Source organism: Microcystis aeruginosa FD4 (assembly GCF_009792235.1).
Taxonomy (GTDB): Bacteria; Cyanobacteriota; Cyanobacteriia; order Cyanobacteriales; family Microcystaceae; genus Microcystis; species Microcystis viridis.
Window position 1 is genome coordinate 5,103,463 of the sequence record NZ_CP046973.1, and the last position, 20,831, is coordinate 5,124,293.

Below are 20,831 nucleotides of genomic sequence, written 5' to 3' on the forward strand. Positions count from 1 at the left end.
CTGATACCAATTTGTTATTCAGTATCTATTGAATGTTATTTGATCTGAATGTTTGACTTGAATCATCAACTTAATTAATTCACAGGAGTTTACAGCTAATGCCAGTTTACAACGGTACAATTTACAATGACTTCTTGTTCGGCAGTTTCGGTAATGACACCGTTTACGGGAATGAAGGGAATGATAGCATTTACGGCCAAGGGGGCAACGACTACATCGACGGTGGAATAGGCAACGACTACATTGATGGTGGAGATGGTGCAGATAACATCTTCGGCCGCGCTGGAAATGACAATGTCTTCGGCGGAAACGGTAGTGACTTGCTCATTGGCGAAGCAGGTGCTGACACTTTATCAGGCGGAAACGACACTGATTATCTCTTTGGCGGAGCCGACAACGATGTTCTATTAGGAGGCGCTGGGAATGACTTTGTCTATGGCGGCTATGGCAATGATATCCTCACTGGCGGCACTGGTGCCGATGCCTTTTTTTTCGGTTCTCTTCTAGAAGGAGTTGACGTAATCAAGGATTTTCAGTGGATAGAGGGCGATGTCATCCAAATCAGTAAGTCCGGATTTAATGCTAGTAGCCTTAGCCAATTTAACTACAATAGCTTAACAGGTGGGTTAAGTTTTCTTGGGCAACAATTCGCAACCATTGAAAATCGCCCCGCAGGGTTTGCTGTCTCTTTAGATGTTCAGCTTATTTAACTAGTTGGGAGTGGGCGGGCGAATCTTTTGGTTCGCCTGTTCCAGACGACGGGGCAATTTTTGCTCACTGGTCAAACTAAAAGCATGAACCTTGTTCTCAAGGAACAAAAGATAACGAACAACAAAAAAAAGAATTAATCTTTGAGGAGCAACAAAAATGTTCAATCCCCGCAACCCCAAATATCCCTTATTTACTTTTGCTATTGCTTTATTCGTTGGCGGTATTACTAATCCAAGCAATGCAGCAGAGTTTAAATTTCCTGATCAGGTTGATATTTACGTTAAATCCTTAGGAGGTGGTGCTGGTGCCAATTCTGAGTTTGGTCTTGGGACTACTTCAGAAAACTTTGTTCCAGTTCTTTCAGGATTGCCGAATAATCCATCAACAAACAGTGAGGTTTTTTGGGGGTCTTTTAATCCAGATCAACCAATTCCACTGGCAGTTTTAACTAACTGGAATGGTCAAAGTTTTTTCGCTACAATTGGAAGCACAGATATTGCTTCACAAATAGTTTTTTCAGATCTAGATAATAGCCTTGGTTTCGGAGGAAATACATTTGAGTTACTAGATACTAATATCTTCTTAGCTCATCTTGATGACGCTGCATCTTTCACTGTAGATGATGATGACGATGATGTTCTTGTTCAGATGCGTGTTGCATCTAAAAGAACGACTTCAGAATCCAGCAGCGTTCTTGTTTATATTACCCTTGGGGGTTTAATGCTAGGGAGTGCTATCCACAAAGCCAGAAAGTGATCGCAGATCTTGTAGCTCGCTATTGGGTTGTTTTGACGCTCCCCGCTCTAAAGAGACGGGGATTCTTCGTTCATTGAGTCTCCGTTAGCCAGCAGGATTTCTCCAACCAACCAAGAGGGAATCTCTCCCGAAGCGTTTAAAGTTTGCGTGCGCCCCACGCTACTTAATCCCTTTTGCAAGATGTTTAAAGCGGCGTTTCTATCTCGACAATCTGTGGATACACAATCAGGACAAACATGGGTTCGAGTAGATAGCGACTTTTGGACTTTTTGCCCACAATTAGCACAATTTTGAGACGTATTATGGGGTGAGACAGCTATAGTTAACTTGCCGTATTTGTCCCCAAAATACTCTAGCCATTGCCTAAAAACAGACCATCCTGCATCGGTTATCGACTTCGCTAAATGACGATTCTTAACCATGCCTTTGATATTTAAGTCTTCATACGCGATTAAGTCGTTAGACTTAACTAGGGTTTGCAGCAAAAAGTACGGGCGAAGCATTCGGATAGAAAATCTACGGTTTCACCGATAGGTTATTGCCCGAATGCTTCGCCCCTACAGGACGCGGGCCGATGAAGATGCAAGGTTTTGAACCACGATTCTCTCAAAATCTTGCACCTGTTTCGCTCGTAAAGCCCCAAAACCCTTACTTTGCATACATTTCACATTTATTCAGCCAGCCCTAACTAAACGGAGTGCCACACTCTTGACAAACTCTTCTCGTTGCCTACTTACTCTTAAATGTTTCCGAGCAGATCGCTTTCTCGCTTTGTGATAATTACGAGATTGTTTTTTGCCCTTACGGTATTTCTTTGACTTTTTTTTATTTAATCGGTTTAATTGTTTTTCAGCTTTTCGATAGTAGTTCGGACAATCAATTTGATGGCCTTCGCTATCTACTAAGAAAAACTTTAATCCCACATCAATCCCAGTGGCTTTCTGGGAAGGTGTTAAAGGTTTAACCGTGTCTCTGGGGTCTAATTTAAGGCAAAACTGCACATAATAACCATCAGCACGATTAAGGATTCTTACCCGTTTAATTTGGTCTGGTTGATAATAATTAATATCTCTAGAGCCAATCAGTTTAAGAGTGCCAATACCTTTTTTGTCTGTAAAGGTAATATGACGTTTATCTTTTGATAGCTTCCATCCAGATACTTTATACTCAACGGAACGGGAATGTTTTTTAAACTTAGGGTAGCCTTCAGGCTCGAAACAAAAGTTAACAGAGTTGGGGCTGATAGCTCACACCACGATCAGTAAGGCATTCCTGTTGCTCCCGGTGGACAGTATCATCCTAACGGTTCAACCAATGGCTATAGGGAACGAAGTAACCTGGCGTTTGCCCGTTCTGGGCAGCAGGAAACCATCCGCAAGTCAATACAGGGAGAGGATGCCCTCAAAAGCCAAGGCTTTGAGTAATATCAAAGAGCTGCTAACAAAGGGCGGGTAACTAGGAAGTCTAAGCCACAATCAATGGTCATAAGTAGTCGTGCAAAATTAATTTCCTAGTCGAGACTGCGAGACTCCGAGACTCCGAGACTCCGAGACGGGAGACAGCTATTAGGGATCGGATTTGAGTTTTCAGTTCACTGTTTACTGATCACAGCAGCAGTCTGACGGAGTAGTGGCTTAGATGTGTAATTAATTGTGCTTAGATACTTATCATTCTACTAATGACAGTAGCCTAGTTACTCAGGAGCCGGATACGGCGAAAGTCGTAAGTCCAGTTTTGAAGCAGGGGGTGAGAAGGCGACTTCCTGCTCTACTGTAACGGGTGTAGGGTGTAGGGTTTTAGCGATTTTGAGGAGGTCAATTACCTAATTTTCAGGGAAAAAGTCCCTGAATTTTCCCCCCGATCACTCCCAGGTCCGGTACTTTTTGATTGACAAAAGGTCTAAAAGTCTTACCCAACAAGGTTTTTAGATTTATTCAGCCAGAGCTAATTAATTTTTCAGGGTTCAAAAACGGCAAAAATAAGGATTAAATGGCCTAAAATATGTAAATAGACCATTTAACTGATTATTATTTATTCTTAATTCTCCTGACTACTGACTACTGGCTACTGAATCCTAACCCTAACAACAATTTTTGATTTTTACAAGAGGTCTAGTGATTAATTGGCATCCTAGCGGAAAAAAATGATTATCGACTTGCCCGATCGAGAAGCTACTGTCAATTTAGGCGAAAAACTGGGGCAAACCTTGGCCTCTGGCAGTGTAATTTTATTAAAAGGCGATTTGGGAGCGGGAAAAACCACCTTAGTACAGGGAATTGGCTTAGGATTGGGTATTAAAGAGCCTATAGCTAGTCCTACCTTCACCCTCGTTAACGAATATAACGAAGGCCGCCTTCCTTTGTATCATTTGGATTTGTATCGTTTGCAGGGTCAAGATATCGAGGCGCTGTACCTGGAAAATTATTGGCAGGGAATCGAGGTGGATTTAGGGATAGTGGCGATCGAATGGTCAGAACGTTTAACTTTTTTGCCAGACAATTATCTAGAGATTACTTTACTCGATCGAGGCGAGCAAGGACGACGAGCGCTGCTCAATTTTGTCGGTGGGGACGAAAAAAATAGCGACCCCACAGGAATCGCTATCAGCACTTGACTCTTGAAGCAATCAAACTTTAGCGGTAACTTTCCACTTATTCTCTAACTCGTCTTTCTTCTAAAGTTTCTTCAAAGAAACTATTGTAGAGGAAACCCGCCGCCAAGGCCCCAACAATGGGAGCAATCCAGAATAACCATAATTGACCAACGAGAGCCATATTACCGCATAAAAGAGCAACACCGGTACTACGAGCGGGGTTAACGGAGGTATTGGTCACGGGAATGCTAATTAAGTGAATTAAGGTCAATCCTAAACCAATAGCGATGGGAGCAAAACCCGCCGGAGCGCGTCGATCAGTAGAGCCTAAAATGATAATTAAGAACATGAAGGTCAAGACCACTTCCGTGACCAAAGCGGCGAATAAACTGTAACCACCGGGAGAATGTTCTCCGTAACCATTGGTGGCCAGAGGGTTACTGCCTCCCAGAGCGAAACTGGGTTGACCACTGGCAATAATGTAGATAATTACTGCCGCTAAAATCGCCCCTAAAACTTGAGCGATGATGTAGGGAAGTAGTTCCGAACCGGGGAAGCGTTTACCTGCCCAGAGACCGAAGGAAACGGCGGGATTAAAATGTCCCCCCGAAATATGCCCTAAAGCGTAGACAAGAGTGAGGACAGTTAAACCAAAGGCGAGGGAGACACCCACAAAAGAAATCCCCAGATCGATATTAAAATCAGCACCATCTACGACACTCTTGGCTTTACCTACAAATACTGCCGCTAAAACGGCACTACCGCAACCGCCGAGAACGAGCCAAAACGTCCCGATGAACTCTGCTAGATACTTTTTCATCTCTATATCAAGGTTGAATGATTTTGCTTTTAGGTTATCTCCCATCAGACCGGATTAAACTGTTATAAGATTTTAAAAAATAGTTATTTTTTGATCTTCAATTTGCCGTTCTCATGGGGAAACTATCAGCTTTTTAGGGATATAATAGTAAAAAAATCAGGAATTTTTGATAATTTCACACTTTCTTTAGATTTATCTTCTATCTTGATGTCTGATGGATTTTGGCAGTGTCTGACCCTTGCCGCCGAGTGCTAATTATGAGATGAGCGATGCAGGAAGCAAAAGCGATATTTAATATCAACAATACTTTTTATCGACCGGAGAGTAAAATCGTCCGAGATTTAGGAGTTTTAGCGGCGGCAATTGTCAAAAAAGATCGGGGCAGTTTGCGCGTTTTAGAGGTAATGAGCGGCTCTGGTGTGCGAGCGCTCAGGTATTGGTTAGAAAGTGGTGCGGATTGGCTGTGGGTTAATGATGGGAATCCAGAAATTAAGCCCACTTTAGCCGCTAATTTAGAGAAGTTATTACAACAGAAAAAAGGCAAAATAACCTATAAATCTGCTCAAGAAGTTCTTCTAGAATGTTATCTTGAAAAAGACCATTACGATCTAGTTGATATTGATGCTTTTGGTTCCCCTGCATCTCTGTTCAGTGCTATTCCTTTAGCCACTAAAATCGGTGGTTTAATTTATCTAACTAATACCGATGGACGGACGCTGACGGGCCATAATTTAGAAAATAGTTTAGCTGATTATGGAGCCTATGCTCGCAATCATCCAGCTGCCCACGAACAGGGATTAAGATTAATTATCGCCGGTTTGCAATTGGAATCAGCCCGGTTAGGTTTAGGAATTAAGCCGATTTTTTCTTTCTTTTTTGGTCAAAGTTATCGGGTGATGGTGCGGTTAACGGCTAATAGACAATTAAATAGTCATAACTACGGTTTTCTCGGTTATTGTCATAGTTGCGGGGAATATCAATCGCTGCCTTGGCCGAAGTTAGGCAAGATAGTTTGTTCTGGGGATGGGCAACCTTTAACTTTAACTGGACCCTTGTGGTTAGGCAGTTTACACGATCGCCTTTATCTAGAAAAGATGGCAGATTTAGCTCATCAATGGCAGTGGAAAAAGGTGGTTAAATTGTTAGAAATAATGAGGGAAGAAAACGATTTTCCTCCCTATTTTTATAGCTTTCGGGAAATTGGTAGAAGAGGAAAATTAGATCTACCCAAAAGGGAAGATTTAATTGCAGCTCTCTTGGAACAAGGTTATCGAGCCGCTGCCACCCATATTAACCCGCAAGCGCTGAAAACCAACGCTTCTTTAGCCCAATGTATCGCACTACTCAAGGACTAATTAGTTAATACCAATAACTAGAACTTTGTTGGGGTTCAGGGGCAAAAGCTAACCAGTAGGGGAATTGTAAAAGAGCGAAATTGAGCCGTTCTTCGGTATCATCGATGATAATGAGCGGTGAATACTTATCCTCGATTAAACGTTCCGCTTTTTGAATTAAAGCTTCAGGAGACTCAAAGAGAACGATGCCGCGGTCTGGTCCAAAATCGGCGCGGGAAATGCCGAGACAATCTTGGAGACCGCGCCGCCATTCGCCTAAACGTTCGGGACTATTAGCCAGAACTAGAGAACGGAAGCGATCGCCCTGTAATTCCGCCATAATCGAGATAATTGCCGAAGCCACCAGAATATTCTGGAGACGGCTGCCCATCCCGCGAACAGTACCCCGGCCCCCCTGTTTAAAGAACCACTGTTGCACCCGTTCGGCGTGAATTGGTTCAAAAGTGCGCCGTAGTTGCCAAGGGGGACCGTAATAGTCAGGACGACTGCGATAACGGTCTAAAAGAGCTTGGATGCGCTGATTTTGGTCAGAAAAGCCCTGTCTAGGGGTAGATTGTCCCACCGGTTCCGATTCATAACCCGAACGGTTAGAACGACGGGGTTCTTGCCAATTATCCCGGCCCTGGTTACTGGTACGGGGGGGGACGGGGACTTTCTTCGCGATCATCCCGGCCTTGACTGCCACGGGATGGGCGCGGGTTTTGCTGCCGTTCTGTTCGCAGGGGAGGTTCCACGGAGCGGGGGGATTTTTCGGGGGTTTCAAAACGGGGTAATTCCAACTGTTCGGCGGCTGCGGCCAAATCCTGTAAACTGCCCACCAGATAGTCTTTAAATCCCTGAACCCGCACGGCTAGCTCCTGGGAGACTCCGGCGAAATTACTCCGCATTTCCTGCCGAATCCGCTCACGACGGCGTTCTAACTGTTCGATCGCCAATTCTAAAGCCTGTTGGCGTTGTTCTAGGTCTTTTACGCCTTCCTTGAGCATTCTTTCGATTTGAGCTTTGATATCCCCCAATTCCTCGGCGATCAAGCGTTCTTTTTCCGCTTTTAATGCCGAGATTTCTGCCTCTAGGCTTTGTTTTTGCCGTTCCAGAGCCTCGATTTCTGCTCGTAGGGGTTGTGCTTGGGCTGTGGGAACTAATTCGCCTTCGGGGGCGATTGCCGATGGTAGGGGATTCTCTACTGGGCGATCGTTCCAGAGATCATCAAAACTAAATTCTTCGACAGATTCATTGGGTAAGTCTGTCATTTTGTCAAGGGGTAAAACATTAAAATCTTCTGAATTCATCGGCTTTAGAAATGCAGAGCGAACAGAGGGCTAAGGCAGGTAATTAAGACGCTATTAGCTAGATTTTATTTTATCTCAATCTTAGTTCGCTTCTGAGTCGATCGCTGGCGATGCTGCTAAAGGACAGTATTTTTCGAGGCACAGTCTCAGGGTTGCGCTGTCAAAGATAATGGGCAAAAAATGAATGCTGTTAATTTCTTTGAAATAAAATAATATCGGGACTCGATTCCAGAAAATCCGCCAATTTTGCCATTCTTGGTAGGGAAAAGAGCGAATTTGTTGCCCAGATAGATAGACATCTAAGCAAGTGGGGGTAAACTGGAGGCGAATGCGGGTAGTCTGGAACATCAAGAATAGCCCTAACAGGGAGAAAATTATTCCGATCCAGACCTGTAAAAAGAGTAAAGGCAGCGATAAAATTACCAAAAACAGGGGAATTCGATAGTTAGGAGCCAGTTCGATCGTTCCTGTTACTTCTTGCGGGGAAATAGTTTTCATCGGTGTCCCTATCGGCAGTCAGCCAAAATATCTTCACTTCTAGTTTATCCCATTGTTTTTCGACAGGCGATCGAGATAATCGAGACTAGATCAGGAATGATCTGGTGGTGTCATGGCATCGTAGAAGGAGACTTTACCCCCATAGGCGCGCTGGAGATTAAAATCGGTTAAGACCTGAGATCGTTGATCGGCGAGGATCAATTCTTTATTTAAGAGGATTAAATCAGCAAAATGGGTGATAGATTCGCCTAAATCATGATTAACCACCATGACAATTTTATTTTCTTGGGCTAACTCACCAAAGATATTAAAAAGGATGCCCTCGGTTTTTTGATCTACCCCAACGAAAGGTTCATCAAAACAGAAAATCTCCGCTTCTTGGGCCAAAGATCTGGCTAAAAAGACTCTTTGCTGTTGTCCCCCCGACAGCTGACCGAGGGGACGATGGCGCAAATCAGCCATTTCCACCCGTTCTAGGGCATTTAAAGCCTGTTGACGACTAATATGGGAAAAAGGACGAAACCAACCCGTTTTTCTGACTCTCCCCATCATTACCACATCCCAAGCGGTGACGGGATAGGTCCAGTCGATTTGAGATCTTTGGGGAACATAAGCGACTTTATCCAGTTGTTGCTGTAGAGATTGCCCTTGATAGTTAACGCTTCCCTGTTGTACGGGAATTAATCCTAGCATGGCTTTGATCAGGGTACTTTTGCCCGCACCGTTGGGACCGATAATACCAGTTAATCGTCCTGGATGAATTTTCAGGGTGATATCCCGTAGGGCTTCCACGCCGCGATAATCTACTCCTAGATGACTAACTGTAATTGTCGTTTGCATAGTTGTTACCCTGAGTCTCCAGTTCTAGCATAACTAAAAATGAGACAATTATGAAGCAACCATGAAAAGATTATGAAAGACAGCTAGGGTGAGATCAATCGCCACTCAGTAAAGCTTCCACGAATTCGTAACTGGAAAAGGGCCGCAGATCCTCGATTCCTTCCCCAGCACCGACAAAGCGAATCGGTAGGTTAAGCTGACGCGCTACGGCAAGGGCGACACCCCCTTTAGCTGTACCATCGATTTTAGTCAGGATCACGCCGCTTAATTGGGCAGCTTCCGAGAAAACTTCTGCTTGTCGCAGGCCGTTTTGTCCTAAAGTGGCATCGAGAACTAGAAGGGATTCCACCACGGCACTATCGGCTTTTTTGTCGATAATGCGGCGAATTTTGCTTAATTCAGCCATTAAGTTCTTTTTATTCTGCAATCTTCCCGCCGTATCCACTAAGAGTAATTCTATCTCCCTGGATTTAGCGGCCTCGATGCCATCGTACACCACGGCGGCCGGGTCGGTATTTTTGCCCGGGTTGGCAATTACTTCAACTTGCGATCGCTCTCCCCAAACTTTCACCTGTTCCACGGCAGCAGCGCGAAAGGTGTCGGCAGCGGCGATGATACAGCTATAGCCAGATTGTTTAGATAAATGGGCTAATTTGCCGATAGTCGTTGTTTTACCGACTCCGTTAACTCCTGTGAGCATCCAGATATTTAATTTGCCTTTTTCTGGCTCAAAACCGGGGTTGCTATAATTGGCTAAAGGTGCATCTAAAATCTCGCGGATAATTTCTTTGAGATATTCGATCGCTTTTTCGGGGGGCAAAGCTTCCTGTTTTAGCTTATTTTGGAGGGTAGTGATAATATAATCGGTGGCATCTACCCCCACATCGGCCTGAAGCAATAAAGCTTCGATTTCCTCTACCGCATCTTGATTGAGGGGACCCTGACCGACCACGGCCTTAAGCTGATTGACCAAGCTGCGGCGCGTTTTGCCTAAACCCTGACGCAATTTTTTTAACCAGGTGATTTCTTCTTCCGAAACGTCCGCTGCTTGTCTTCCCTGATTGGCTAAAACTTTGGCCGACCAGATAAAATCTTCATCCGGTTCTGTGGGGGTTTCGATGGCGGTTTCTTTGAGAATTTCGAGGCGATCGGATTTTTTCAGCCATGCGGGGGTATTATCCTCGGTTTCTTCTTCTTTAACTGCTTCTTCCTCTTGCGGAGGTTCCGTTTCAGCAATAGATGTTTCAGGGGTTTCGCTCACGACGGCCTCGGCCGTGGCTTTTTTCTCTTGAATATTTTTAAAGGCTTTTTTGGCCCAATCTAAATAATCTTCCTGACTGGTTGCCTCGCTGGGGGTTTCCTCTGCGGGTGCGGGGGGTGCTTGTTCTTGTTCGGGTTGGACTTTCTGACGACGGAACCAGTTAAACATAGGAGAAACTAAACATAAAACTATTTATCTAGTTTATCTTAACCCTTGGCGTGAGCAATTTTGATAGTTAGATTTTTAATTGTGGATTTCTCAGCATTTTTTGCCAGAGATTAAGAGAAAAATATGATCCGAGTAACTCAATTGATAACCTTGCTCAAGGATAACTTTATCTCTTTTTAGGGAAATGCTGTACCCTAGAAAATAGAATAGTAAGGAGAGTCAAAAATGTTAAGCACTACCGAAACTAAATATTATACTCCCGAAGAATATCTCGCCCTAGAGGAAACGTCGGAAGATAAAAATGAATATCGTCAAGGAGAAATTATCCCCATGGTAGGAGCCACCACTAATCACAATCAGATTGCCGGAAACTTCTATCGAAGATTTCCTCTGACTATCAATAATCAAGATTATTATACCTACATGGAAACGGTGCGTTTATGGCTATCAGATTATAGCATTTACACCTATCCCGATGTGATGGTGATTAAAGGTCAACCTCTCTATCAAGGGAATAGTCAATCTAACGTGATCAATCCTTTAATTATTGTCGAAGTTCTCTCTAATTCTACCCAAGCTTATGATCGAGGGGATAAGTTTAAATTCTATCGTTCCTTGCCAACTTTTCAGGAATATATTCTGATTGAACAATATAGTTATAGTGTAGAACGTTACTATAAACAAAAGGATGATCAATGGTTAATTGATTTCGTCACGGGGGAAAATGCGGTTTTACAATTGGTGTCGGTAGATTGGCAGATTTCTTTTCAAGATTTATATCAAAGAGTCAATTTTGACCTAGCAGAAACCTAAAATTAAGAGAAAAGTGAAAAAGAGTCGCTATCAAGAAACTAATCATCTCATCAGCTTTTCAATAAATAGCTAATCTTTTTTGGTATAATAGACGGACTACTATATGTTAAATCTATGGACGATCTAGATTTTTCCGATCAATTACAATGGACCCCAGAAGCAAAGGCAAAACTGAAAAATATTCCCTATTTCGTTCGTTCCCAAGCGCGTCAAAGGATAGAAGAATTAGCTCGTCATGCCGGTTCCGATCGAGTTACCGTGGAAATGGTAGAACAGGCTAGAGTAGAATTCGGACAGTAGATTTTTAGCCGCCAATTTGGGACATAGTACGGGTATAAATGCCGCTTGATGTGCCGGAATCACGCAGTTTAAAGTTTATTTCTGCTTTCATTTCTATTAATTCCCGCACTCTTTCCCTGATTTCTGCTGGCGAAATTCCTTGACGGAGGGCAGTTTTTAGGTCAATTTGTCCAGTTTCGTTGAGGAGACAGGGACGCAACCAACCATCGGCCGAGAGACGTAGGCGGTTACAGCGATCGCAAAAACACTCCGACATCTGACTAATAAAGCCAATTGTACCCTTAGCCCCCGGAATTTGAAAAACATCGGCTGGACCATTTCCCCGCACTTGACCCTCATTTAAGCCCCATTTTGCCCGAATTCGCCCTCTTAATTCCTCGTTCGCAATCCAAGCTTTTTCTTGAAATAAATCACCGTTACCGATGGGCATAAACTCGATAAAACGGACGTGCCAACGCTTCTCGATGGTCAAAGCCGCTAAATCTTCCACTTCTGCCTCATTTATCCCCGGAATCACCACCACATTCAATTTTAAGGGGTCAAAACCCACTCTCTGGGCTGCTTGAATACCTGCCCAAGTTTTTTGCCAACGACTCCGGCCGCGATTACCGATAATTTTATCGAAAGTGTCGGGGTCGAGGGAGTCTAAACTGATATTAATCCGTCTTAGTCCGGCTTCATACAACATTTCGGCTAAATTGTCAAGTAAATAGCCATTAGTGGTCAAGGCTAAATCGCTAGTGGCAGATAAAGAGGCGATATCGCGCACAATCTCCACTACTTCGGGATGTAAGAGAGGTTCCCCACCAGTAAGACGAAATTTGCGGAAACCGAGGGGAATAAAGACATTTTTGACTAAAGTAAGAATTTCCTCCCGGGTGAGTAAGTCTTGCGGTCGAACATAGGCCAATTCTGCACCTTCAGGCAGACAATACTGACAGCGAAAGTTACAGCGATCGATTAAACTAATCCTGAGATAGTCAATTTGGTTCATGTTCACGGGGAAATACTGTTTTGACAATCCCGTTGCCTAAAAGCGTGGGGATGCTTCTTTCACGGGGAGATGCCTTGCAAAAGCAGTGCCTTTACTCGGTATTACTCGCAGGGACGAAGCGGTATGTCCTACCGCCAAAATTCGTCAACCTTGATCTCGAATATTCTTAGCGGTGTTGATGGGGTAGATCTCATTGTTGTAAATCGACCAAGTTGGGATTTTTAAAGGGAAACCCTCTGATAAAACCGGGCATTACCTCCGATTTTATCACTCAATCCCAGCTTTTGGGGGGTTCTATTCCCCAAACCCCGGAGCGCATTAGCTTTTCGTTGGGATGCTTACAGGTAGGGTGTTGATATATTAATATCTCTATCGTGGTTTTCTCCACACCTAGGACATTGCCAGCTACGAATATCTAAACTCAAACTATCAAGACGATTTAAGCAATTATTACAAGCTATCGTTTTTCATGTTTTCTGTCAGAAGTAATGGCAAAGTGAGTTAGTCTGAGCGAGATTTTTTTACTAGAATTCTGGATGCAAACAATGATGGTGTTGTAAGCAATGATGAAGATCACTTGTCTCGCCGATTTGTCAAAATTGTGAAAGGCAAAACTGGAAAAGAGATTTCTAAAAGAGCCGCTAAAGACATACGGAGAAATCTTGCTGATGATATCTTGAGGGGGATTTTGCTAGGTATCTAACTTAGACATCGAGGCAAACGGGTGCTCGTTCAGGGTAGAATACTAGGAGTAGTGTTGTTACGAGGTCAAAGCCTATGACAGTTCAGCAGCTTCGCTATAGTAAAGAAGAATTTGCTCAGCGTGGGAATGAGATTTATGAATCTCTGGTGCGTCCTCAAGTTGAGGAAGGTAATCATGGCAGGATTGTAGCGATTGACATTGAAAGTGGAGCCTTTGAACTGGCAAAAGATACGATGACTGCTTCAGATCGATTGCTCGACCGTTGCCCTGACGCTCAAATCTGGTGCGTTCGGATTGGTCATAGAGGAGTTCATCGCTTTGGTGTAGGTCGTTTGCAATAACTCTATGATGCAAGGAATTGTTGATCAAAACTGCGAGGCGACAATCCGACTGGTCCTAGGCAATGTAGATTCACAGAGGCAAATGATCGATGCTGTCATTGATACAGGATTTACAGGTTTTCTGACCCTGCCTTCCTCAGTGCTTGCCGATCTCAACTTACGGGCATATAGACGTGAAGAGGGAATCCTGGGGGATGGAAGCACTTGTGTTTTCGATGTGTATCGTGGTTTAGTTATTTGGGACGGAGAGTTGCGGCGAATTGATATAAACGAATCTGATACAGAACCTTTGGTTGGTATGAGTTTACTCTACGGCTATCGGATGCAGCTTGATGCAATCGAAGGTGGTACGGTCACAATTCAGGCATTGAGCAGTTTACGTTGATCGGTGGGTCACTGTCTAACCAGCGCTTGGAGCGGACTGATGAAATTGTGAGCGCAATACGCAATCTGCGATCGCCTGTAGGTTGGGTTGCGATTCGTTTAACCTAGCTGACATTTTGGGATTTAAGTTAACAGAGAATCGTCAAAAATTCACCAATCAAAATGGCAACATTATCCACTGAAACCTTAACCCGTATTTTCAACTTCTAAGGAATCCCTAACTTCCCTCCGTTGGAGTCCTATCGTAACGAACTCCTCCCACCCCCTGAGCCGGAGCTATTCTGATGCGATATCTACTAGATACTTGCGTCAACCTTTGTACTGTGAAATTTGGCTGAATGGGCGATCGCTTGGTGGTGAGCAAGTGCGATCGCAAGTTGAGCAGAAAAATTTTCCCTTGACAAGCTCCCTCTCATAATGAGAGTATGAAAAAGAGAGTTTAACTTGCTCTTTGTTAGCCTACTGGGGAATCGTTTTGAGGATTATCAGCTATAAAACGCTTCAGGAGGCATTTGAAAAGCACGCTGACCTGAAAAAACCTTTAGATGACTGGTATCGAATTGCCAAAAGTTCACAATGGCTCAGTATTAATGATGTGCGTCAGGTTTTCCCAAAAGCTGATCCTGTCGGCAATTTTACGGTTTTTAATCTCAAAGGTAATCGTTATCGTTTGATTGTCGGGATTAACTATAAAAAAAACAGAATTTACATCAAGTATGTTTTGACCCATGCTGAATATGACCAGGAGGATTGGAAAAATGACCCTTACTTTTAATCCCTCGACCGTAGAAACTTCAATGCTTCCCTTTGTTATTCAAACGGAGGAGCAATACAACCAAGCCTTGGCGATCGCTGAACAACTTTTTTTTAAGCAAAATCCCAATGAATTAGAGAAACAAATTCTGGATGTGTGGGAAGTACTGATTGAGATATATGAGGAAGCGCGATTTCAGCCTGGGTCAGCTTCTACTCCTGTTTCAATACTTCAAACCCTTATGGAGGCAAGGGGTTTGATTCAAGCGGATTTAGTCAGGGCAGGGATTGGTTCTAGTGGGATTGTCTCAGAAATTCTTAATGGGAAGCGACAAATTAGTAAGAAACAGGCAAAAAAGTTAGCAGGTTTCTTTTCTGTCTCTGCTGATTTATTTATTTAGGGCTTGCTGAATAAATGTGAAATGTATGCAAAGTAAGGGTTTTGGGGCTTTACGAGCGAAACAGGTGCAAGATTTTGAGAGAATCGTGGTTCAAAACCTTGCATCTTCATCGGCCCGCGTCCTGTAGGGGCGAAGCATTCGGGCAATAACCTATCGGTGAAACCGGAGATTTTCTATCCGAATGCTTCGCCCGTACTTTTTGCTGCAAACCCTATTTATTAAGTCTTGAGCTTTTCTCCCTGTATGCCATTGCCATTGGCAGTTAATTTCTACAGGCTTAATTAGGGTCTGCAGCAAAAAGTTTTCCCTGGGGGCAGGGTGTGGGGTGTGGGGTGTGGGGTGTAGGGTTTTAGCTAAGGCACTTTTTGATGGGAAAAAAGTCTAAAAGTATTATCCAACAAGGTTTTTAGATTTATTCAGCAGACCTTAATTAACAAAACTTGGCAGGTTAAGAGGGGGTGTCCAATCGGGGACAATAATAAATTTATCATCACAATTCTGGCTCGATCGATATCTAGACATCGGGCGAAGTTTCGAGAAAACCACGGCTACATCTAGATTTTAGTCTATGATGACAATAGATTTGGTCAATGGCAAGAGCCAATAATGATTGGGAAGTTTGACAATTTTTCTTGATTGTACTTAACTAAAAAGGTCGGCTAACCCCCGAAAGAAATATTAACCAATCCTCTAGATATGGACAAACAGAATACTATCTAAATTGAGCGAGCCAATAATGCTATGATCAAAAATTAATTATCTTGAGATGGTAATTTCTGTGATGTTACCTTTTTTGTTACCCATTGCCCAAACTCCTCCTATTGTAGAAATAATTCGACCGGCGCAGGTGCGTCCTTTACCGAATCAACTAGATCAAGTTCCCGTTTTTAATAGCAATAGTCCCGAATTATTGCTAGAAGAAGGGATTTTGCTTTCGACCTTTCCCCCCCAAGAGAAAAGTTTCCCCTCGGCCCATTTAAATTATGCTTTTCAGGGACGCTTTGATATTTTTGCCCACCATATAGCGAGGGGGAATTTTCCCGATAATTTACGCACCCTTTATCTGGGTATATTACTCCACAATCCCAGTCCTAATCCCGTGACCGTTAAAATTCTGCAAGGAGCTAGTTATTTGAGTCAACCCGAGGCAGCTTTTATCGATTTACCGGCACAAGTGGAAAATAATCAGGGGACGGTTTTTGCTGGGCCGGGAAGTCGGGTAATGGGGGATATTTTAATGGGGCAGCGTCAGGATATTTTTCCCGATAGGATTATTATTCCGGCGGGGGAGAGTTTTATGGTCTTAAATGCGGCGATTCCCGTGCGCGATTTGACTCCCCCTTTAAACGGTAGATCCACTTATCTCCGTCTGGAAAGTGACGGTCTTCTCTACGCTGCTAGTTTAGCTCTTTATGCACCTCTAGACGAAAATGGGCAAGAAAGACCACCAAATCTGACAGAGTGGCAAAATTTGCTGGAAAAAGGCGATTTATCGACTCCGCGGGATCGAGCGCCCACTCCTCCCCATAGTCAAGGACAGATAATTTATGGACGGGTAGCGGGGGTGTCCCAAGGTTCAGCTTGGCCTGCCCGATTGGTCGATCGAGCTTCTTTATGGTTAAATATTCCTGATTCTGGTCAATCTATAGCCTATGGGATTAGCACCCTACCCGGGGGCAAACTGGGAACGGCACAAAATCAAAGTGCTAGTATGTTAGTTCGCTATCCCGATACGGCCTATCAAGCTCATGGTAATTACGGTGTGGAATATAGGTTAAGTTTACCTCTGTTTAATCGAAGTAATGAGGCGAAAACGGTGACTATTGCGCTAGAAACACCGATTAAAGAGGATATTATTGGGCAGGGTTTGCGTTTTCTCGATCCGGCTGCCCCACAGGTGTTTTTTCGGGGAACGGTAGCCGTCAATTATAGCGATGACCAAGGACAAGCACAAAGCAGATTTTTCCATCTCGTCCAAAGACGCGGACAAGAGGGAGAATCTTTAGTGACTCTGACTATTCCTCCCGGGGATTGGCATATAGTACAGGTAAATTTTTTATATCCACCAGATGCCACTCCTCCGCAGGTCTTAACGATTAAGACCGAGTAGAACAAGTTTAAAATTGGCCGTTAACGATCGCAATATTCCATTGACCGTCTTGGTTGGTTTCAAAGGCAATTTGGCGACCATCACCGCTAATGGTGGGATTGCGGACGCTTCCCCGCAGGTTAGCGGTTAACAGGGTTGTACGGGACTTGGAACGATCATAAACCATGACATCACTTTTACCGCGTTCGCTGGAGATATAGGCAATTAAACGACCGTCAGCATTCAGAGATGGCTGATCTTGGCTAGAATCGCCACGATTTAGGTTAGGAAGATTAACTAGGCGCTTTTCTTGCAGATCGAATAAATATATACTACGACGACCGGAGCGATCGGAAGCGAAGGCTAAATAGCGACCATCAGCACTATAACTGGGGAATTGATCGGGAGCAAAACTATTTAAACCACCGACGGGAACTTGAGGAGTGATCAAAAGAGGGGAATTACAGCCACTTATCCCCGATAACAGCCCAAAAGAGGCCAAAAATCGCCCCAGCCAGACAAAAAAAATTTTTTCTTTCATCTTGACTTTTGACCCCAAATGTGCTAATAACTTTCTTCCCTGCCGACGGTTTTGAGGGTAAGTAGTTGATTACCTTGACTGAGACTATCGGCGATCGCTTCTCGAATCGGTAAGTCAATACTGGTTTCAGCGAGGATTTCTTGGGCTTTTTGCCGCAAATCTGCCCCAGTATCGGCATCTACTTGGTCTAGATCGAGTAATTCTTGCGATAGCTGTTCGATCGAATTCGGGTTAGTCATAGCTCAGGCTCCCAACAAGCTTAATTACAATCCCATGGTAAAGAGTATCTCTCCCTAATTGGGGATTTTTTGGCTTTACTTCAGGATTGATACCAATTCAACTTGAAAAACCCAGTTATGAATTGTTTCCCCCCTCTCCCCCTCTCCCCACTTCCCCACTTCCCCACTTCCCTCTCCCTCAAAAAAATTTTCCCAGAGGTGCTTGACATAACCCTAATGATGAAGTTACAATCAGAATTGTCGCAAAAATGGGATTGTAGTTCAATTGGTTAGAGCACCGCCCTGTCACGGCGGAAGTTGCGGGTTCGAGCCCCGTCAATCCCGTAGAAGTCTAGATTAGAGTCGCCCATGGCTGGCTATCCTGTAGGCAGTAGGATAAATTAACAGAATCCTACTGCCTAGATTTGTTCTAATTTACCGATAAACCAGCATTAGCTTGAGTATAATCGGGTAATTCAATCTTTACCGGTTGTACCCGCCAGATTTCCTCGCAATATTGCCGAATCGATCGATCGCTAGAGAATTTACCCATGCGGGCCACATTAAGAATCGCTAAACGACTCCAATGTTCTTGATCTTTATAAGCGTGACCGACTCCTTCCTGACAGTCGATATAGGACTGATAATCGGCCAGTAACATATAGGTATCATCGTAGATAAGATTATCCACAAGCGGGCGGAATAAACTACTATCACCCCGGCTAAAAAATCCCGAACCAATGAGGTCTAATACTGCCCGCAATTCTTCGTTATGGTAATAGTATTCTTGGGGATTATAACCAGCGGCTTTCTTAGCATAAACCTCCTCGGTTGTCAAGCCAAAAAGAAAGAAATTTTCCGCCCCCACCTCTTCACGAATTTCGATATTTGCCCCATCAAGAGTGCCGATAGTTAAGGCACCATTCATGGAGAATTTCATATTACCAGTTCCCGAAGCTTCTTTCCCAGCCGTGGAAATTTGTTCAGACAAGTCGGCAGCTGGATAAACCCGTTGACCGAAGGTGACATTATAATCGGGTAGGAAAACCACTTTTAAACGTCCTCCAATCGTCGGATCATTATCGATCACTTCTGCCACAGAATTAATCAATTTAATGATTAATTTCGCCATAAAATAACCCGGGGCTGCCTTACCACCAAAAATAAAGGTACGGGGGGTAATATCGAGATTGGGATTATTTTTGAGGCGATGATAGAGAGTGACGATATGTAAAACGTTGAGATGCTGCCGTTTATATTCGTGAATGCGTTTTACCTGTACATCAAAGAGGGTACTGGGATCAACTTTAATGCCGACTTTTTGATTGATATAATTGGCTAAATCTGCCTTAATATCGTACTTAATTCGTCGCCAATAGTCCCGAAATCCACCATCATCGACATAGTTTTCTAAACCGCGTAAATCCTCCAGATGCTTAATCCAATTTTCGCCGATTTTTTCTGTAATCGCAACAGTCAAGCGGGGATTACTAGAAACTATCCAGCGCCGGGGAGTAACTCCATTGGTTTTGTTGCTAAACTTTTCGGGAAAAAGTTCATAGAAATCGCGCAGAACATCTTTTTTGAGTAATTCTGTATGGAGGGCTGCCACCCCATTAATTGCCTGGGAACCCACACAGGCGAGGTGAGCCATACGGACGTATTTTTCGCCGCTTTCATCGATTATAGATAAACGGGACATTTTGCCGTCATCATGGGGATAAATAATGCGAATTTTATCCAAGAAACGATGGTTAATTTCGTAGATAATTTCCATTAATCGCGGTAAAAGACGACCAAAAATACTCAAGGGCCATTTTTCTAAAGCTTCTGGCAAAAGAGTATGATTGGTGTAGGAGAAGGTATTTTGAGTAATAAACCAAGCTTTATCCCAATCGAAATGATGCACATCAATTAACAAGCGCATTAACTCAGCTACCCCGACGGAAGGGTGAGTATCATTCAATTGTACCGACCATTTTTGATGAAAATTATCGAGACTGGGGTTCTCATGTAAGTGAATACGAATCATATCCTGTAGGGAACAGGAAACAAAGAAATATTGCTGTTCTAAACGTAGTTCTTTGCCTTGAATTGGTTCATCGTTAGGATAGAGAACTTTACTGATATTTTCCGAGTGAACTTTATTATCCACCGCACCGTAATAATCGCCGCGATTAAAACGACCAAAATCAAAAGATTCACAAGCTTCTGACTTCCATAGACGCATGGTATTAGCGGTGTTAACTCGATAGCCGAGAATTGGGGTATCGTAGGGAATTCCTTTGACTACATAATCGGGAATCCAACGACTGCGATAATTACCATTTTCGTCGGTATAGGATTCGGTATAACCGCCAAATTTTACCTCTACTCCCGCTTCCGGTCGGGCAATTTCCCAGGGATTTCCATACTGTAACCACTTATCGGTTATTTCCACCTGCCAACCGTCGTGAATTTCTTGATCAAAGATACCAAATTCGTAGCGAATACCGTAACCAATAGCGGGAATTTCTAGGGTAGAAAGGGAATCCAGATAACAGGCAGCTAAACGACCTAAACCACCATTTCCTAACCCTGGTTCTTCTTCCTGGGCAATTAATTCTTCTAGTTTTAATCCCGATTCGCTGACAGCTTTCTCCACCTGTTCGTAGATACCGAGATTGATTAAATTATTAGCCAAATGGGGACCGACTAAAAATTCGGCCGAGAGATAACAAACGGTTCTGATATCTTTTTTTAGATAGGTTTGTTGGGTGGTTAACCAACGCTGCAATAAACGATCGCGGATTGTATAGGCCAGGGCCAGGTAAAGATCGTTTTTGCTGGCTAATTCTGGTAATTTACCTTGAATATAGAGTAAATTATCCCTTAAAGCCCGTCGGATAGTTTCTGTGTCTAATCCTGTTCTGTCGTCTTCGATGATAATCGGACAAACAAAAGTTGACTCTGGAGATGGATTCATAGGAGCATTTTTACTGAAGATTGACTGCTCTTAGTCTA

20 protein-coding genes, 1 tRNA gene and 3 pseudogenes are annotated in these 20,831 nt (G+C 43.6%); 12 read left to right on the plus strand and 12 right to left on the minus strand.

Features of this window, described 5'->3' with window-relative positions; genetic code table 11:
• Window positions 1-98: 98 nt before the first annotated feature.
• Together GQR42_RS25305 and GQR42_RS25310 are read left to right on the plus strand one after the other, a co-directional pair.
• Complete coding sequence (locus GQR42_RS25305; protein ID WP_158202079.1) at window positions 99-710, plus strand: calcium-binding protein; 612 nt, start codon at window positions 99-101, stop codon at window positions 708-710.
• A gap of 157 nt (window positions 711-867) precedes the next feature.
• Window positions 868-1,467 carry a hypothetical protein gene (locus GQR42_RS25310; protein WP_158202080.1) on the plus strand — a complete coding sequence of 200 codons (600 nt, stop codon included), beginning with the start codon at window positions 868-870 and terminating at the stop codon, window positions 1,465-1,467.
• A 47-nt stretch (window positions 1,468-1,514) separates the two neighbouring features.
• Here the strand turns inward: GQR42_RS25310 and GQR42_RS25315 are convergent.
• Window positions 1,515-1,940: pseudogene (locus tag GQR42_RS25315) on the minus strand (RNA-guided endonuclease InsQ/TnpB family protein); the annotation flags it as partial.
• Between the two features lie 219 nt (window positions 1,941-2,159).
• Window positions 2,160-2,675, minus strand: a pseudogene (locus tag GQR42_RS25320) (RNA-guided endonuclease InsQ/TnpB family protein); the annotation flags it as partial.
• Window positions 2,676-3,610: 935 nt separating this feature from the next.
• Here GQR42_RS25320 and tsaE point away from each other — a divergent pair.
• Complete coding sequence (gene tsaE / locus GQR42_RS25325) at window positions 3,611-4,081, plus strand: tRNA (adenosine(37)-N6)-threonylcarbamoyltransferase complex ATPase subunit type 1 TsaE (protein ID WP_158202081.1); 471 nt, start codon at window positions 3,611-3,613, stop codon at window positions 4,079-4,081.
• A 37-nt stretch (window positions 4,082-4,118) separates the two neighbouring features.
• Here the strand turns inward: tsaE and aqpZ are convergent, their stop codons facing one another.
• Complete coding sequence (aqpZ, locus tag GQR42_RS25330; protein ID WP_233271170.1) at window positions 4,119-4,880, minus strand: aquaporin Z; 762 nt, start codon at window positions 4,878-4,880, stop codon at window positions 4,119-4,121.
• Between the two features lie 269 nt (window positions 4,881-5,149).
• Between aqpZ and GQR42_RS25335 the strand changes: the two genes are divergently transcribed.
• Window positions 5,150-6,235 (plus strand): tRNA (guanine-N1)-methyltransferase, encoded by a 1,086-nt coding sequence (locus tag GQR42_RS25335; protein ID WP_158202083.1) that lies wholly within the window; start codon window positions 5,150-5,152, stop codon window positions 6,233-6,235.
• A 4-nt stretch (window positions 6,236-6,239) separates the two neighbouring features.
• Here GQR42_RS25335 and GQR42_RS25340 read toward each other — a convergent pair.
• The 4 genes and pseudogenes from GQR42_RS25340 to ftsY all read right to left on the minus strand — a co-directional run bounded on the left by GQR42_RS25340 (window position 6,240) and on the right by ftsY (window position 10,291).
• A pseudogene (locus tag GQR42_RS25340) lies at window positions 6,240-7,524 on the minus strand (DUF3086 domain-containing protein).
• 81 nt (window positions 7,525-7,605) lie between these two features.
• The gene (locus GQR42_RS25345) at window positions 7,606-8,022 is read right to left on the minus strand and encodes a DUF3119 family protein (RefSeq protein ID WP_158202084.1); all 417 of its coding nucleotides are present in this window, start codon (window positions 8,020-8,022) and stop codon (window positions 7,606-7,608) included.
• Window positions 8,023-8,112: 90 nt separating this feature from the next.
• Window positions 8,113-8,862 (minus strand): metal ABC transporter ATP-binding protein, encoded by a 750-nt coding sequence (locus GQR42_RS25350; protein ID WP_158202085.1) that lies wholly within the window; start codon window positions 8,860-8,862, stop codon window positions 8,113-8,115.
• A 94-nt stretch (window positions 8,863-8,956) separates the two neighbouring features.
• The gene (ftsY, locus tag GQR42_RS25355) at window positions 8,957-10,291 is read right to left on the minus strand and encodes a signal recognition particle-docking protein FtsY (protein ID WP_158202086.1); all 1,335 of its coding nucleotides are present in this window, start codon (window positions 10,289-10,291) and stop codon (window positions 8,957-8,959) included.
• A 225-nt stretch (window positions 10,292-10,516) separates the two neighbouring features.
• Between ftsY and GQR42_RS25360 the strand changes: the two genes are divergently transcribed.
• Both GQR42_RS25360 and GQR42_RS25365 read left to right on the plus strand, forming a co-directional pair.
• On the plus strand, window positions 10,517-11,104 hold the full coding sequence (locus GQR42_RS25360) for a Uma2 family endonuclease (protein WP_158202087.1): 588 nt from the start codon (window positions 10,517-10,519) through the stop codon (window positions 11,102-11,104).
• 114 nt (window positions 11,105-11,218) lie between these two features.
• The gene (locus GQR42_RS25365) at window positions 11,219-11,404 is read left to right on the plus strand and encodes a PCP reductase family protein (RefSeq protein WP_158202088.1); all 186 of its coding nucleotides are present in this window, start codon (window positions 11,219-11,221) and stop codon (window positions 11,402-11,404) included.
• A gap of 4 nt (window positions 11,405-11,408) precedes the next feature.
• Here GQR42_RS25365 and moaA read toward each other — a convergent pair whose 3' ends face one another.
• Entirely contained in the window at window positions 11,409-12,398 is a 990-nt protein-coding gene (moaA, locus tag GQR42_RS25370; protein ID WP_158202089.1) for a GTP 3',8-cyclase MoaA, read from the minus strand.
• Between the two features lie 338 nt (window positions 12,399-12,736).
• A complete protein-coding gene (locus GQR42_RS25375) occupies window positions 12,737-12,859 on the minus strand; it encodes a zinc ribbon domain-containing protein (protein WP_199273364.1) in 123 nt (40 codons plus the stop codon).
• 316 nt (window positions 12,860-13,175) lie between these two features.
• Between GQR42_RS25375 and GQR42_RS25380 the strand changes: the two genes are divergently transcribed.
• The 5 genes from GQR42_RS25380 to GQR42_RS25400 all read left to right on the plus strand — a co-directional run bounded on the left by GQR42_RS25380 (window position 13,176) and on the right by GQR42_RS25400 (window position 17,090).
• Window positions 13,176-13,442 carry a hypothetical protein gene (locus tag GQR42_RS25380; protein ID WP_158202090.1) on the plus strand — a complete coding sequence of 89 codons (267 nt, stop codon included), beginning with the start codon at window positions 13,176-13,178 and terminating at the stop codon, window positions 13,440-13,442.
• A gap of 4 nt (window positions 13,443-13,446) precedes the next feature.
• Complete coding sequence (locus GQR42_RS25385; RefSeq protein ID WP_158202091.1) at window positions 13,447-13,827, plus strand: clan AA aspartic protease; 381 nt, start codon at window positions 13,447-13,449, stop codon at window positions 13,825-13,827.
• Between the two features lie 474 nt (window positions 13,828-14,301).
• Window positions 14,302-14,601, plus strand: coding sequence for a type II toxin-antitoxin system HigB family toxin (locus tag GQR42_RS25390; RefSeq protein ID WP_158202581.1), 300 nt, complete (start codon window positions 14,302-14,304; stop codon window positions 14,599-14,601).
• Window positions 14,585-14,980 carry a helix-turn-helix domain-containing protein gene (locus GQR42_RS25395; RefSeq protein WP_158202092.1) on the plus strand — a complete coding sequence of 132 codons (396 nt, stop codon included), beginning with the start codon at window positions 14,585-14,587 and terminating at the stop codon, window positions 14,978-14,980. Before GQR42_RS25390 ends, GQR42_RS25395 begins: the two co-directional genes overlap by 17 nt.
• A 766-nt stretch (window positions 14,981-15,746) precedes the next feature.
• Window positions 15,747-17,090, plus strand: a complete 1,344-nt coding sequence (locus GQR42_RS25400) for a DUF3370 domain-containing protein (RefSeq protein WP_158202093.1) — start codon at window positions 15,747-15,749, stop codon at window positions 17,088-17,090.
• Window positions 17,091-17,097: 7 nt separating this feature from the next.
• On the opposite strand, the gene GQR42_RS25405 is transcribed toward GQR42_RS25400, so the two are convergent.
• Window positions 17,098-17,610, minus strand: a complete 513-nt coding sequence (locus GQR42_RS25405; RefSeq protein WP_158202094.1) for a TolB family protein — start codon at window positions 17,608-17,610, stop codon at window positions 17,098-17,100.
• Between the two features lie 23 nt (window positions 17,611-17,633).
• A complete protein-coding gene (locus GQR42_RS25410) occupies window positions 17,634-17,849 on the minus strand; it encodes a hypothetical protein (RefSeq protein ID WP_004268854.1) in 216 nt (71 codons plus the stop codon).
• Between the two features lie 250 nt (window positions 17,850-18,099).
• On the opposite strand from GQR42_RS25410, the gene GQR42_RS25415 reads away from it, so the two are divergent.
• Window positions 18,100-18,173 (plus strand) — tRNA-Asp (locus GQR42_RS25415).
• Window positions 18,174-18,258: 85 nt separating this feature from the next.
• On the opposite strand, the gene GQR42_RS25420 is transcribed toward GQR42_RS25415, so the two are convergent.
• The gene (locus GQR42_RS25420; RefSeq protein WP_158202095.1) at window positions 18,259-20,793 is read right to left on the minus strand and encodes a glycogen/starch/alpha-glucan phosphorylase; all 2,535 of its coding nucleotides are present in this window, start codon (window positions 20,791-20,793) and stop codon (window positions 18,259-18,261) included.
• Between the last annotated feature and the right edge of the window lie 38 nt (window positions 20,794-20,831).